The following is a 12,675-nucleotide window of genomic DNA, read 5'->3' as shown; positions in this document are numbered from 1 at the left end:
CTCGGCTCACCCGACGACGGCTCCACACCCTCGATCACCGAACGGGGCGCGTCGGCCTTGACCTCCCCAGTCAGGCCGAGCCGCTCAGACCCGGCACCGATCCAGCGGCCCGGCGCCTCACCCGACGAGAGGTAGTAGTCGTCGCACTCGTTGGCGATGACCTCCAGGTAGTAAGCCGCCGGGTCGCCCAGTGTCCGTCCAGGTCGAGCAGGGAACGGTGGCGATGTCGATGCTGCTCGCCAGCTCCGACCACTCGCGCAGGTAGTCGAGCCCGTTCCGCCCGCCCTCGCTGTTGTCGACGATGAACAGCGGCCCTTCAGTCACGCTCGACCACATTGGAGGAGGCGTCGCCAGGCGGCAACTCGCGTTGGGCGTCGAGGGCAACGTGTTCTCGGAGGTAGTCCCGCAGGTACGGCATCGTGAAGTCGACCCATCCATGACCAACCGGCTCGATGAGCTCGGATGCGATGAGACGCAGCCGGTACTGGCTGGCGTAGTTGGCGTCGACGTTGAGCCTCGAAGCGATGTCGCTCATCTTCGAAGGCCCGTCGTCGTGAGCCATGGCGAGCAGGAACGTGCGGGCCACTCCAGGCAGGTCGGCGAGAGCCGGCTCGTGGACCAGCGATCCGAGGCGACGACGAGCGGCGACGATCCCCGCCTCGACATCGTCCCCGGAGACGTCGCGATGGCGCGGCTGCTGCCGCCAGATGTGGTATCCGATGAGCTGGATGAGGAACGGGTAGCCACCGGTCGCCTCGGCGGCGCGAGCCGCGAGTTCGGGGGCGATCCGCCGATCGGCGTGCTCGATCGGCTCGGTGATGGCCGTGGCCACCTCAGGAAGTGCGACTGGACCAAGCGAGTGACGGTCAGCTCGACGCAGGAACGTCAGGACGTCGTCGTTCAGCACCGCGCTCACCGCGGACGGCAGCCCCGCACCGACGAAGGCGATCTCGCGTTCCTCGCGCACCAGATGCTGGAGAACAGTTGCCACCTCGCGCAGCTCCGGCACCACTTGGTGGTGGATCTCGTCGAGGGTGAGGAGCAACCCGGCACCGTTGCCGGCGAGAAGGTCACATGCGGCGGTGAGCTGCGTCCGAAGCGCCGGTGCGACCTCGTGCGCTTCGCTGGTCGCCCAGGCCGCTCCTCCGAGTCCCATCGGCGCGCTGACACCGGTCACCTTGGTCTCCGAGCCGTCCGGGTCGATCTCGCTGAGCAGCGCCGGCAGATGTTCCCGGACGAGGCGGTTCACCAACCCCTCCGTCGCGGTCTCGGAGATGACCCGCCACCCCTGCCGGCGAGCGAGATCCTCGACCTCGTTGAGCATCACGGTCTTCCCAGTCCCCCGCGCTCCCGTGTAGAGGGTCATGCGCCCGGGCGCCCCGGGGCCGTCCTCGAGAGCAGCCACGAAGTCGTCCAGCAGGTCCGACCGGCCAACGAGCAGCGGTGGGGAGACGCCGAAGGTCGGCGTGAACGGGTTCCTGGCCACGCCGCACCGTACCCTGCCAAGCCATTAGAGGTTGTTAGATCTGTTAGAGATCGTTAGACGGACGAGGTGTGCCCCAACCGCCGCCGCCAGGAGCCAGCATCCGGAGGACGTCGCCGGCCTTGAGCTGGATCGTGCACCTATCGGGGAGGCGCTCAGCTCGGGCTTCTTCGCCCGACGGCAGCAGCCAGTTCTCTCCGACCGCTCCGGGCTCTCCACCGGCGAGGCCCCACGGCTGCGAGACGCGTCGCTCGGTGATCAGCGACACGGTCGCGTCCTCGAGCACCTGGAGGTGTCGCTCGATGCCCTCGCCGCCAGCGGATGACCCGGCACCACCACTCCCCCGTCGTAGCCGGTAGCGCAGCACCCTCAGCGGAAACGACCGCTCCAACGCCTCGATGGGCGTGTTCTTCGTATTCGAGCCGCCCTCCACCTCCGGCTACCGGAACCGGGGTCGGAGCCGCCCGAAGTTCGGCGAGCTGCGGGAGCTGATCCGTACCGGCGAGGTCGACTGCGTGATCGCCTACAAGACCGACCGGCTCTCCCGTGGCGGCGGACCGGGGTGGGCCGCTGGTCGATGCCTTCGAGGACGCCGGCCGTGACCCCGACAAGACGGTGGCGACCACCGATGGTTGGGTGAGCGAGTTCGAGTTCGAGATCGGCACTCGCTCGGCCATGGACCGAGAGGAGTCGAAGAAGACCTCCGACCGGATGCTGGCCGTGCGCGCCCGCGAGGCGCGCGAGGGCGTCCCACGCATCGCCGGGCGCCGGGCCTACGGCTGGAACTACGACATGACCGAGCACGTCCCCGAGGAGGTCGCCCGCATTCATGAAGCCGCAGAGCGGGTCCTCGCCAGCGAGTCGGTGTGGAGCATCTGCGACGACGGGAACACCCAGGGGGTGCCGACAGTGACCGGTCGCCCGTGGACGATCACGTCGATCCTGACGTCCGGGCGGATCGCGGGCCTGCGCGAGCACAAGGGCGTGCTGGTCGCCATGGGCCAATGGGAGCCGATCGTCACCGAGGAGCAGCACCAGGCCCTCGTGGTGGCACTCGCCCCGAAGCGGGCGAAGCCCCGCAAGGGCCGGACCTACCCGCTCACAAGCCTCATGCGCTGTGGCCTGTGCGGCGGACGGATGCGCTCACTACAGCGCGAGGGCGGTCGGCGCACCTACGCGTGCCGGAAGGGACCAGGTCTCGACGGCTGCGGCCGAGTCAGCATCCGCGCCCCCGAGCTGGAGCAGTACGTGCGAGACCTGATCTGCGGGATGCTCGCCGACCCCGTCACCCGAGCGGCGATGGCCCGCCTCGACACGGGCGACGAGGATGAGGGCGACGGCTCGCTCCTGGAGGCCCTGCGGGAGATCGATGAGAGACGCCAGCGGCTGATCGACCTGTACACCGACGGCGACATCGACCGCGCCAGCTTCCGCACCCGCAAGGACCGCCTCGACGACGAGGCCCGAGAGGTCGAAGCGCAGATCGCCAACCGCACGGGCACCCGGGTTCTCGCCGAGGTCCCCGGCACCTACGAGGAACTCGTCGCGGCCTGGGAGGAGCGAGGCATCGACTTCCAGCGCCGCCTGATCGAGACGCTGCTGCACCCAATCGTCGTCAACCCGGCCAGGAGCAGGAAACGCGCCTTCGACCCCGGCCGTCTGGAGATCGTGCCAAAGGCATAGCGTCACTGAGCAAGCGCCGGCCTGGCCGTACGCTCATTCGTCGTGGCGCTCTCACGACGAGATCGAATCCGCCTCAAGACGCAACTCATCGAGGCACTGGCGAACCCCGAGTGGACGTGGGATCGAACGAACGTCCTCCTCAGTGAGTTCGGCTTCGGCAGCCTCAGCGACGATCGATTCGCCCCGTCCATCGCCGAGATGATCACCGACGCCACCGACGAGGTGGTCGTCGAGATGTACTCGGTGGTGATGGACGTCGATGCGGACGAGGTGCAGGAAGCTGTCGCTATCGGAGCGGACGATGGCAACTGGAAGCGCGGCTACGCACGCGTGTTCCTCTCGCACTCTGCCCTCCACAAGCAGTTCGTCGGCGAGGTGGCTTCTGAACTGGCAGTGGTGGGCATCCACGGCTTCGTCGCCCATGACGCTATGGAGTACAGCAAGCCGTGGCAGATCCAGATCGAGCAAGCGCTGCGCACGATGCAGGCCTTCGTCGCTCTCGTTCATCCCGAAGTCAATCAGAGCGCATGGTGCCAGCAGGAGATCGGCTGGGCACTCGGACGCCGCGTGCCGCTCTACGTCTTGAGACTCGGAGCTGACCCGGCGGGCTTCATCGGTCGCGACCAGTGGCCGAGTGCCGCCTCCCAAACGCCGAAGCAGGTGGCGGCAACCATCGCAGGATGGGTTACCAGACTCCCTGACCTCGGGCCTTCCGTCTTCGAAGGGCTGCTCGAAGCGCTTCGTTCAGCCCAGAACTACATGGACGCCGGGGCAACGGCGGAACGGATCGAGGCGCTCGGGTCCCTTGAGGAGGACCAGCTCGCTGCCATCGATCACGTCTGGTGGACGAACGACCAGCTGTACGGGGGTGTGCTTCCGAGCCGCGCCATGCAGAGGGTGTACGCCAGCCACAGCCGGGCATGGCCGCCACCGAAGCCCGACCCCTCGCGAACCCAACCGGAGGAGGAGCCGTTCTAGGCAGGCGCCCAGTTCACCCATCGGAGCGGACAGCTAGCTCGCTTGGCGAAACGCCGAGCGATTCCGCTGATCTGGATCGATGATTCGGCGCGCCTCGCTGAGTACGTCGAGCGACGTGAGCGACTGCGGGAGCCCTGCCTCGACACGATCTTTCGGGCGTGCTGCACCGCCGGATGCTGTCGCTCGTCGAGATCAAGCCGAAGCTGCGACTCGTCGACTGGGCGAGCACGCCGGGTCACAGGCCGAGGCCTCCGCGATCATGCGCAGTCTGCTTGGCGGTGCTGACCGCCAGGGCTCGGCGGAGGTCGTCGGCCGGCCGGGCGGCGGGCTCCTGGCGTGCGACGGCATAGACGTGGTTGCGCTCGCGTCCTCGGGTGATCGAGGTGTAGCCGGCTTCCTTGTGGAGGGTGTCGTCGCCGAGCACGAGGGCGACATCGCAGGTCATGCCCTGGCTCTTGTGGATGGTCATGGCGTAGCCGTGGGTCAGGTGGCCCGCCGCTACGTAGTCGATCGGGAGTGCGAGACGGTCGCCGTCGCTGGTCTCGACTTGGACTGCCTCAGGCCCCGCCCCGGTGACGGTGGCGACGGTGCCGTTGACGATGCCGATCTTGCGGTCGTTGCGCAGCGCCAGTACCCGGTCGCCGACGCGCAGCTCGAGGTCCTCCGAGTTCAGGACGACGGGTCCGAGGCGGTCGTTTGCGATGAGGTGGAGCCGGGCTCGTTGGTTCAGGTCGGCGACGTCGCTGCGGTGCAGCGCCAACATCACGGCGTCACGGCCGGTGGTGTGGCTGAGGTACCAGTCCTCGGCCATCCGGCCATGAACGCGATCGGCGTTGTCCCCGATCGTGAGAGACCCACTCTGCTCCATGCGCAGCAAGGCCTGATCGGTGTGGCCGTCGCGCAAGGCAGCGGCGGTCGCCTGCTGGGCTCGGTCGGTGAGTCGCCGATTCTCGGTCAGTTCGGCGTGTCCAAGGCGCCTGATGAGGGAGGCGAACAGGCCACCGGCTTCGATCTCGGCGAGCTGCTTCGGGTCACCGACGAGCACGAGCTTCGCTCCGGCCTTGGCGGAGTGATCGATGAGGCGGTGGAGCTGGCGAGTGCCCACCATTCCGGCCTCGTCGAGAACCAGGACGTCGGTTCGGTACAGCCGGTCTCGGCCCGAGTCGAGGTCCTGGAGCAGGGATGCGATCGTCTGGCTCGGGATGCCCGACCCGGACTGGAGTCCGCGTGCCGCCTTGGCAGCGAGGGCAGCGCCGCGGACTCGCAGTCCGGTGCGGTGCCATGCGTCGCGGGCAGCGTCGAGGGCGAAGGTCTTGCCGGTGCCTGCCTGGCCGACGATCACGGCCACCGGCGCGTCGGTGACGGTCACCCGCTTGACACCCAGAGCCTGTTCGACGCTGATCGACGGCCGGGCCCGGACCGCGAGCATCAACGAGCGGGGATCGACCGCGACGGTCCTGGGTCCGTCGATGGCACGGCGGAGCGCGTCGGCCTCAAGCGCCAGCATCTCCGGGGTCGTCCAACACCCGGCCGCGACATCGATGACCGCGTCGCTGGCGAGGTAGTGGTCGGCTCGCAGGCGGATGGCGTCGTAATCCAGTCCTTGAGTTGCGGTCTCGGCGACAGCCCGGATCACCTGGCGACGATCGAAGGTGGCGTCCTGCTCGGTCAGCAACGCGCCGAGCTCCTCGTCGCTCGCCACGACCATGCGGTGCGGGGCGGTCGGGACCTTGCCGGTGAACCCGAGCTCGCCAGCCCGTCGTCGCCACCCTTCCCGCAGGATCTCCTCGTCGACGATCTCGGGCTTGGCCGGGCGGCTGTCGAGCGTGGCTACCTGCGCCCCGTGCGCCGAGCGCACGCCGTGTTCGGCCATCACCACTTCGATCTCGATTCGGCGGCGGCTGAACGCCCGGCGCAGCTTCGTCGGGAACCCGACGACCTCCCCCACCCCCGGCGCCGACGGTTCGAACCGGACGCCGAGTCGCTCGCCCAGCTCGTGGCGCAGTACGGACTGGTAGACGAACCCTGCGGTCTTGCCGTGCTGGTAGATCGCCGGGGTGTGCAGCGCGCTCCACCGGCCATCCGGACCGAGGGCCATGTTCGCTGTCACCAGGTGGGTGTGCAGGTTCGGGTCGGCCTCTCGGCTCGTCCTATGCCGGAACGCGGCGGACACCAGCCCGCCACCCTGATGACGGGCGGCGCCGGCCTTGCCACGGCGGACCACGCACGCCTCGTCCTCCAGATACCGAACCGCCGAGCCTACGGCCACGTCGTGCGCCGCCACTACCTCGGTGGCCAGTCCCTCGTCGCCGAGGCCCCACAGCAGCGACACCGACTTCGGCGCCGACAGGGTCAGGTCGAATCCCTTGATCTTCCGCCACCTCGTCAACGGATCCCGCGACGAGGGGTCCACACCTTCGATCACCGAGCGGAGCGCGTCGGCCTCGACCTGCCCGGTCAGGCCGAGCCGCTCAGCCCCGGCACCGATCCAGCGGCCCGGTGCTTCACCCGACGCGAGGTAGTAGTCGTCGCGCTCGTTGGCGATGACCTCCAGGTAGTACGCCGCCGGGTCCGGGGCCGCGGTGAACTTCGCGATGCTCAGCACACCTACGTAGGCCCTGAAGGCCCCGAAAACCGCGCGATCAATCGCGGATTTCTCAAACGAGAGGCGTCGGCAGCCCACCGGCGACCTCCCGCCGCGCCTCCCGCTGGCTATCCCGTTGACCACCCGGCGGCCACCCGGCGGCCACCCGGCGGCCACCCGGCGGCCAATCGGACACCCCCGGTGCAAGTGTGTGGAAGATCGACGGGAGGGTTGGCGCCGCCCGGTTCGATGTCACTGGGGCTGCGTAGCCTCCGGCTCGGAGGTTCCGATGGCGACGACGATGTCAGCGCTACCCGTTCAGGACCGACCGCGAGAACGGTTGCTCGCGCTCGGCGCCGGCGCTGCTCAGCGACCAGGAGCTGCTGGCCATCCTCCTGCGGAGCGGCACCCGCGGCACCGGCGCCCCCGAGCTGGCGGCCTCGCTCCTGTCGGCGCACGGCGGAGTCCACGGTCTCGCCTCGGTACTGCCCGAGGAACTGGCCGCCGCGACCGGGGTTGGACTCGCGAAGGCCGCGTCACTGGTCGCCGCGTTCGAGCTCGGGCGCCGCGCTGGGCACCCCGAGGAGAAGGTGGTGATCCGATCCGCCGAAGACGTGGTGCGGGTGGCTCGCCGCCACCTCGACGGGCAACGGCGCGAGCGTGTCGTGGTCCTCGTGTGCGACGCGTCGAACCGCCTCACGCACACAATCGTGGTGTCAGAGGGCTCCGTCGACCGCTCGGCGGTGCCCGTCCGCGAGATCCTCAACGCCGTGCTGCGCCACGACGGCCGGGCCTTCGCCCTCGCTCACAACCACCCGAGCGGGAACGCGGAACCCAGCTCCGCCGATGTTCAGGCGACTGCGGACGTCCAGGACGCGGCCGGAGTGGTCGGCCTCCGATTCCTCGGCCACGTCGTCGTTGCGCACAAGGCTTGGGTGCAGGTTCAGCCAAGACCTGCGAAGGCTTGATTGAGCGCCGCGGGAACGAGCGCGTCCGTGCGATCGACTGACGCCCCGCGTCGATTGGACAACGCAACCACCGACGCGATCTGACGCGCGATCGCCGCCTGCTCATCCAGGGGTGGGACCCAGATCTCGGCGCGCAGGAACTCACTCGGATTGATGCGGCGGCGGCGGACCATGCTCCCCCGCGCCATTCGATCAAGTTCCGCCCAGAAGACGGGAGACCGCGCCACGCCATCGAAGAAGCCGGGGAGCAAGGCTGACCTGTCGACCTTGAAGACCGGATACTCGGACGACACGTAGCACCCGTCAAACGGCGGCGGCACGACAGCGACGGCACCCTCCCACCCATTCAGCTTGCTCACGACGACGTCGCCGATCGCCAGCTTCGAGAACTCCTTGTAAGAGGTCTCGCTTCCAGAGATCGCTCCCCGATCGATGAGGCCACGGCCGAAGCTGTACGTCCCAGCGACCCGATAGGCCCGGTCCGGGTGAACGGGGACTCGCGTGTCCGCCGGTGTCATTACGTCACTCAGCGGTATCCGCCTCCAGCCTGCGAGCTTGCGAACGTGATCGTCCAGATCCGGTCGCATCGCAAGCGACGACGGAAGGGCCGAAGAGAGGCGATCGGCACGGCTCATGAGGTATTGCAGGGCTCTCGCACGTTCCTGCACCCCGTCGAGAGCCTCAACGACCACGCGCTGTTCACCGAGCGGCGGCAGCGGGATCTCGAGGTTCTCGAAGCGCTCGATCGCGAGCGTGCGGTTTCGATCCGCGCTGCCGGGTGACGCTTGCTGGATGAGCGGCAGGCCTACCTCGCTCAGGAAGAACCATCGCGCCCAGTTGACGTCAACCCGGCCATCCGCCGGCGCGTAGATGAGGAAGCGGTTCGAAGCGATGCACCCCACCTCCGCCTCGGACGAAACGGCAATCGCTCCTTCCCAGCCCTTGATGTTGCTGACGACAAGTCGGTTGGGCTCGAGCGCGAAGAAGCGGAGCTTGCCCAGCTGATCCCCGGGCTTGGCGTCGTAGTGAAAGATGCCCTTGCCAAACGATCGAACGCCGATGGTCACGAACTCATGTGCGGGATCCAGCTCCACGGGTGTGCGCTCCAGGCGGAGCACATCGCCGGCTCGGACGCGTTGCACGCTCACGCGTCGCTCCGGAGCTGTCCCTGGAGGTCCTCCAGGACGGCGAGGATCTCGTGCTCGATCTGCACGAGCTCGTCGAGCAGCTCGCCCGGTGGGCGGTGGGCGAGGTCCTCGGGGCCGTGGGGGTTGCGGAGGTCGAGGTTCCAGCCCTTCTCCTCGATGTCGGCGATCGGCACGCGCCATGCCCGCTCGTTCTCGGTGCGGTCGCTCCACCATGTCTGGCAGTCGGCGAACTCCTCGAACCGCATCGGCTTGGTCTTTGAGTACTTCTTGCGCCCGTCAGGTGGGGCGATCTCGTAGAACCAGACCTCCTTGGTCCGGCCCGTCTTCTCGAAGAAGAGGAGGTTGCTCGGGATCGCGGTGTAGGGCTCGAACACGCCATCGGGCAGCCGCACGACGGTGTGGAGGTTGCACTCGGTGAGCAGTTGCTGCTTTATGCGTGCGCCGACGCCGTCGCCGAAGAGGATGCCGTTGGGCACGACGATCCCGCAGCGACCGCCGTCCTTGAGGCGGCGGATCACCAGCTGCAAGAAGAGCCACGCCGTCTCGGCGGTCTGCTTGTCGGCCGGAAAGTTGGCCTGGATGCTCTTCTCCTCCTCGCCCCCGAACGGCGGATTGGTGAGCACGACGTCCACACGGTCAGCGCGGCTGATCTGGGTGATCGGACTGCCGAGGGCGTTGCCTCGGACGACGTTCGGGTTGCCGACGCCGTGCAGGACGAGGTTCATCATCCCGAGCAGATACGGCAGCGGCTTCTTCTCGACGCCACGAAGGCTCTCGTGCAGCTTGCGCAGCTGTTGGGTCGTCTCCACCTTCGGTTCGAGCTCCTCGAGCGCTTCGACGAGGAAACCACCGGTGCCACAGGCCGGGTCCGAGACGATCTCGCCGAGCTGCGGGCCGACCTGCTGGACCATGAACCGGATCACGGGTCGCGGTGTGTAGAACTCGCCCGAGTCGCCCGCTGCGTCGCGCATGTCCTTGAGCATCGACTCGTAGAGGTGGGCCATCGTGTGGATGTCATCCGACGATGCGAAGTTGATCTCGTCGACCTTGTTCACGACATCGCGGAGCAGGTAGCCGGAGAGCATCCGGTTGTTGGTCTCCTTGAACACGGCGGCGAGGACGTCGCGTGGATCGTGCGCTCCGGTGCCGGTGAGGCCCCTGAGGTACGGCAGGAGCTTGGTGTTCACGAACTCGACGAGCGCGTCGCCAGTGGCGCCGTTGGGGTCGGCCGCCCAGTCGCGCCAGCGGTACGGAGCCTCGATAGCCGGCCGGTACTTGGCATCGGTGATCTCCCGGTTCTCCTCGAGGCCGTCGAACGCCTTCAGGAAGAGCATCCATGCGAGCTGCGGGATCCGGTCCAGGTCGCCGTTGAGGCCGGCGTCCTTCCGCATGGCATCCCGAGCGGTCTTGATGACCGACGCGAGCTTCGCTTGCGGTGAGGTCGGGGCCGCGGCCTTCTTGGCTCGTGCCATGATCAGGTCTCCTCGATGGTCAGGTCAGTCCACAGCGCCGTGACGAGGGCGACGGCGGCGGGGAACGTGAGGGCGGTGACGTCGTGTTCGGCGGCGAGGCGCTCGTAGCGGTCAGGCCAGCTCGCGGGCAGAACGGCAAGCTCCTTGGGACGTGCTGTGGCATCGCGTTCCTGCCAGACGTCGCGGACGGCGCTCGCCATGGCCGGACGGTCGAGCAACTCGTTCTCGATCAGCAGCACCAGGTCGAGGAGGTCACGAACGCGGGTGTTCTCGCGGTCGTCGAACTGGCGCAGCATCGCGTGGAACTTCTCGGCGGCGTGGCGGTTGACGTCGATGATCTCCACCGCAGGCGCCTCGATGTCGGCGAAGGCGAGGGAGTTCGGCAAGGCCACCGTGTCGGTCAGATCGAGTTCGTGAGCACGCGGGGAGACGTCGATCTGGACGCCACCGAAGGGTCGCCCGGCGAGTTGAGCGGCGACACTCGATCGCCAGGTGGTGTGGCCTCCTCCGTCGGGGCTCAGCTCGGTGACCGGACCAGCGACCAGGACGAACCGATCGTTGAAGGGATCGGCGGCGAGCGCTTCGACCAGCCGCTCGTGAAGTTCGGCCTGCTCGTTAACGCCGTCGCGAAGGCCGAGGTCGATGTCCTTGGTGAGGCGGGCCTGGTCGCGGAGACGGACCTCCAACGCCATTCCCCCCTTCAGCACCCACCGCCCCGGCTCGGCGTGCGCCAGTCGGGCGACGATGCGCTCGAACACGACGCGACGACGCAACCTGTCCAGCGAGATCCCGGTTTCCCGCGACCGGTTGTTCAACCGCTGCTCTAGGGCCATGCGCAGCGCTTCGGCGGTCTCGTAGGTCACCGGGGCTCCAGCGTGTGGATGGCACGCTCGATGAGGAGCGCAGCCTTGGCGTCGACCGCCTCGGCGCGGGAGCGGAGCTGGCGGAGTGTGGTCAGCCCACGATCGAGGACGTCCTTGATCGCGTGGGCGAGCTGCTCCTCGTCGGCACCAGCAGCTGCGACATCGACGAGCGATCGGGCGGGGGTCGTGACTCGGAAGCCGGCGTGCTCGACGATATCGGTTCCGTCGAGGTCCGCCCGGTGGAGCACCACCGCGTCGTCGGTCATGGTGAAGGCTGGCGGCACGGTCAGGTGGACCTTGCCCGATTCGAGCTCGCCGGCGTCGTGAACGGACAGCGCGGTCTCGTGCGAGACGACCGCTCGGCCCTTCGACCACACGGTCCACCGGCGGAGGTCGTCGTGGAGCTCCGGGACCCACTCGGCGAGGCGGAACAGCCCTCGGTCGACCCGGTGCCAGTTCCCGGCCGACACGTGGTGCGCCTGGGCCTGGTACGAGTAGCCGAGGTCCTTGGCTTGCGCGGCCGTGAAGTACCCGCCCTGCTGGGTAGCCAGGCTGAAGAGCCGGCGACGCAGGTCACGACGGTCGATGTTCATGCGGTGATCCTACATCGAAACTTGAGTTTCAGTCTGACTAACGACCTATTCCTCTAGTTCTGATTGAGTTTCAGGCCGCGTAGAGCAGTTCGCCGAGCTTGGAGACCGCGTCCTTCAGCTTCTGTGCGGATCCGAATCGGTCGGCGATGTCCTTGGGCGAGCCGAGCGCCGAGATCGGTGGCACCTCGAGGACGGCCAGGTCGTCAAGCTGACTGATGCCGTGCTGGGCGTACTTGTCGAGTAGCTCTGCCAGCACCTCCCGGGCAGCAGGCTGGTACTGCTCGAAGAAGTCGGCGTGCTCCTTGCGAACTCGTCGAGCACGATCGGTGCGAGTGGCCAGCGGCTGGTTCCACGCGAGGTGCACGAGGACGTCGATGGGGTCGGCGTCGACGAGTCCCGTTCGCTCCGTGAGCTCCGCTGGATCGACACCCCTACTCTCGAGGGCTTCAATCACATCCTGCCGCCCGACTCGGTTGGACCACTTGGCTCGCAGCTCGCCCGAGTCCGGGAAGAGGGTTCGGACGGTGTCGGCGATGAAGTCGCGGTACTCGACCAGCCGGAGGCGATCGGTCTCCGGGTCGAGGTGGTAGATCGCCTCGGCGGTGACCCACACCTGCACGTCGTCCACGTAGAACTTCGCCCTGGGCTCGGCGTCGAGGTCGTCCGGATCGACCGTGTCGTCCTCCTCGCCGGCGTCGAAGTCGGGCTCGGGCTCCTCGACGACGGGCTCGTCGAGGACGTTGCCCTCCTCGTCGATCTCCTCCTCGTCGACCCGCTCCGGTGGGCCGTCGAACTCGGGGTCCTCGAACAACGCTGTGGCGCCCGAATAGTCGATGATGTCGAACGAGAGCTTGTCCTCGTCGGGGAACAGCCGGGTGCCGCGGCCGATCATCTGCTTGAACA

The 12,675-nt window shown here is 67.9% G+C and carries 14 protein-coding genes; 4 read left to right on the top strand and 10 right to left on the bottom strand.

What is annotated here, in order from left to right; all coding sequences use genetic code 11:
* From V9G19_RS25170 to V9G19_RS25155, 4 genes are all read right to left on the bottom strand, one after another.
* The coding region (locus tag V9G19_RS25170; protein WP_462288131.1) for a relaxase domain-containing protein at positions 1-158 on the bottom strand (158 nt) is incomplete at its 3' end.
* Positions 118-324 carry a hypothetical protein gene (locus tag V9G19_RS25165; protein ID WP_462288129.1) on the bottom strand — a complete coding sequence of 69 codons (207 nt, stop codon included), beginning with the start codon at positions 322-324 and terminating at the stop codon, positions 118-120. The genes V9G19_RS25170 and V9G19_RS25165, both read right to left, overlap by 41 nt.
* Entirely contained in the window at positions 317-1,486 is a 1,170-nt protein-coding gene (locus tag V9G19_RS25160) for an AAA family ATPase (protein WP_462288128.1), read from the bottom strand. Before V9G19_RS25160 ends, V9G19_RS25165 begins: the two co-directional genes overlap by 8 nt.
* A gap of 43 nt (positions 1,487-1,529) precedes the next feature.
* Positions 1,530-1,916, bottom strand: coding sequence for a hydantoinase B/oxoprolinase family protein (locus tag V9G19_RS25155; protein WP_462288127.1), 387 nt, complete (start codon positions 1,914-1,916; stop codon positions 1,530-1,532).
* Between V9G19_RS25155 and V9G19_RS25150 the strand changes: the two genes are divergently transcribed.
* From V9G19_RS25150 to V9G19_RS25140, 3 genes are read left to right on the top strand one after another with little or no spacing between them, the layout of a single operon-like run.
* Positions 1,882-2,085, top strand: a complete 204-nt coding sequence (locus tag V9G19_RS25150) for a recombinase family protein (RefSeq protein WP_462288126.1) — start codon at positions 1,882-1,884, stop codon at positions 2,083-2,085. The two genes, V9G19_RS25155 and V9G19_RS25150, sit on opposite strands and share 35 nt — an antisense overlap.
* On the top strand, positions 2,030-3,166 hold the full coding sequence (locus V9G19_RS25145; RefSeq protein ID WP_462288125.1) for a recombinase zinc beta ribbon domain-containing protein: 1,137 nt from the start codon (positions 2,030-2,032) through the stop codon (positions 3,164-3,166). The genes V9G19_RS25150 and V9G19_RS25145 overlap by 56 nt, the downstream gene beginning before the upstream one ends.
* Positions 3,167-3,208: 42 nt before the next feature.
* Positions 3,209-4,144, top strand: coding sequence for a toll/interleukin-1 receptor domain-containing protein (locus V9G19_RS25140; protein WP_462288124.1), 936 nt, complete (start codon positions 3,209-3,211; stop codon positions 4,142-4,144).
* A gap of 235 nt (positions 4,145-4,379) precedes the next feature.
* Here V9G19_RS25140 and mobF read toward each other — a convergent pair whose 3' ends face one another.
* Complete coding sequence (gene mobF / locus V9G19_RS25135) at positions 4,380-6,749, bottom strand: MobF family relaxase (protein WP_462288123.1); 2,370 nt, start codon at positions 6,747-6,749, stop codon at positions 4,380-4,382.
* Positions 6,750-7,090: 341 nt separating this feature from the next.
* Between mobF and V9G19_RS25130 the strand changes: the two genes are divergently transcribed.
* A complete protein-coding gene (locus V9G19_RS25130; protein ID WP_462288130.1) occupies positions 7,091-7,696 on the top strand; it encodes a JAB domain-containing protein in 606 nt (201 codons plus the stop codon).
* Here the strand turns inward: V9G19_RS25130 and V9G19_RS25125 are convergent.
* The 5 genes from V9G19_RS25125 to V9G19_RS25105 form a co-directional block, all read right to left on the bottom strand.
* Positions 7,672-8,844 (bottom strand): restriction endonuclease subunit S, encoded by a 1,173-nt coding sequence (locus V9G19_RS25125; protein ID WP_462288122.1) that lies wholly within the window; start codon positions 8,842-8,844, stop codon positions 7,672-7,674. The genes V9G19_RS25130 and V9G19_RS25125 overlap by 25 nt on opposite strands.
* Positions 8,841-10,316 (bottom strand): class I SAM-dependent DNA methyltransferase, encoded by a 1,476-nt coding sequence (locus tag V9G19_RS25120; protein ID WP_462288121.1) that lies wholly within the window; start codon positions 10,314-10,316, stop codon positions 8,841-8,843. The genes V9G19_RS25125 and V9G19_RS25120 overlap by 4 nt, the downstream gene beginning before the upstream one ends.
* Positions 10,317-10,318: 2 nt before the next feature.
* Entirely contained in the window at positions 10,319-11,179 is an 861-nt protein-coding gene (locus V9G19_RS25115) for a nucleotidyl transferase AbiEii/AbiGii toxin family protein (RefSeq protein WP_462288120.1), read from the bottom strand.
* Positions 11,176-11,772 (bottom strand): type IV toxin-antitoxin system AbiEi family antitoxin domain-containing protein, encoded by a 597-nt coding sequence (locus tag V9G19_RS25110; RefSeq protein ID WP_462288119.1) that lies wholly within the window; start codon positions 11,770-11,772, stop codon positions 11,176-11,178. The genes V9G19_RS25115 and V9G19_RS25110 overlap by 4 nt, the downstream gene beginning before the upstream one ends.
* Positions 11,773-11,842: 70 nt before the next feature.
* On the bottom strand, positions 11,843-12,675 hold an 833-nt coding region (locus tag V9G19_RS25105; RefSeq protein WP_462288118.1), incomplete at its 5' end, for a type I restriction-modification enzyme R subunit C-terminal domain-containing protein.

This window comes from Nostocoides sp., assembly GCF_037045025.1.
Classification (GTDB): domain Bacteria; phylum Actinomycetota; class Actinomycetes; order Actinomycetales; family Dermatophilaceae; genus Nostocoides_A.
This window is presented reverse-complemented; position numbering and strand designations above follow the sequence as displayed.

What these genes read in the sequence shown, in the direction of transcription:
- V9G19_RS25110 (WP_462288119.1), bottom strand. Translation starts at nt 11,772, where the DNA reads ATGAACATCGACCGTCGTGACCTGCGTCGCCGGCTCTTCAGCCTGGCT.
- V9G19_RS25150 (WP_462288126.1), top strand. Translation starts at nt 1,882, where the DNA reads ATGGGCGTGTTCTTCGTATTCGAGCCGCCCTCCACCTCCGGCTACCGG.
- V9G19_RS25120 (WP_462288121.1), bottom strand. Translation starts at nt 10,316, where the DNA reads ATGGCACGAGCCAAGAAGGCCGCGGCCCCGACCTCACCGCAAGCGAAG.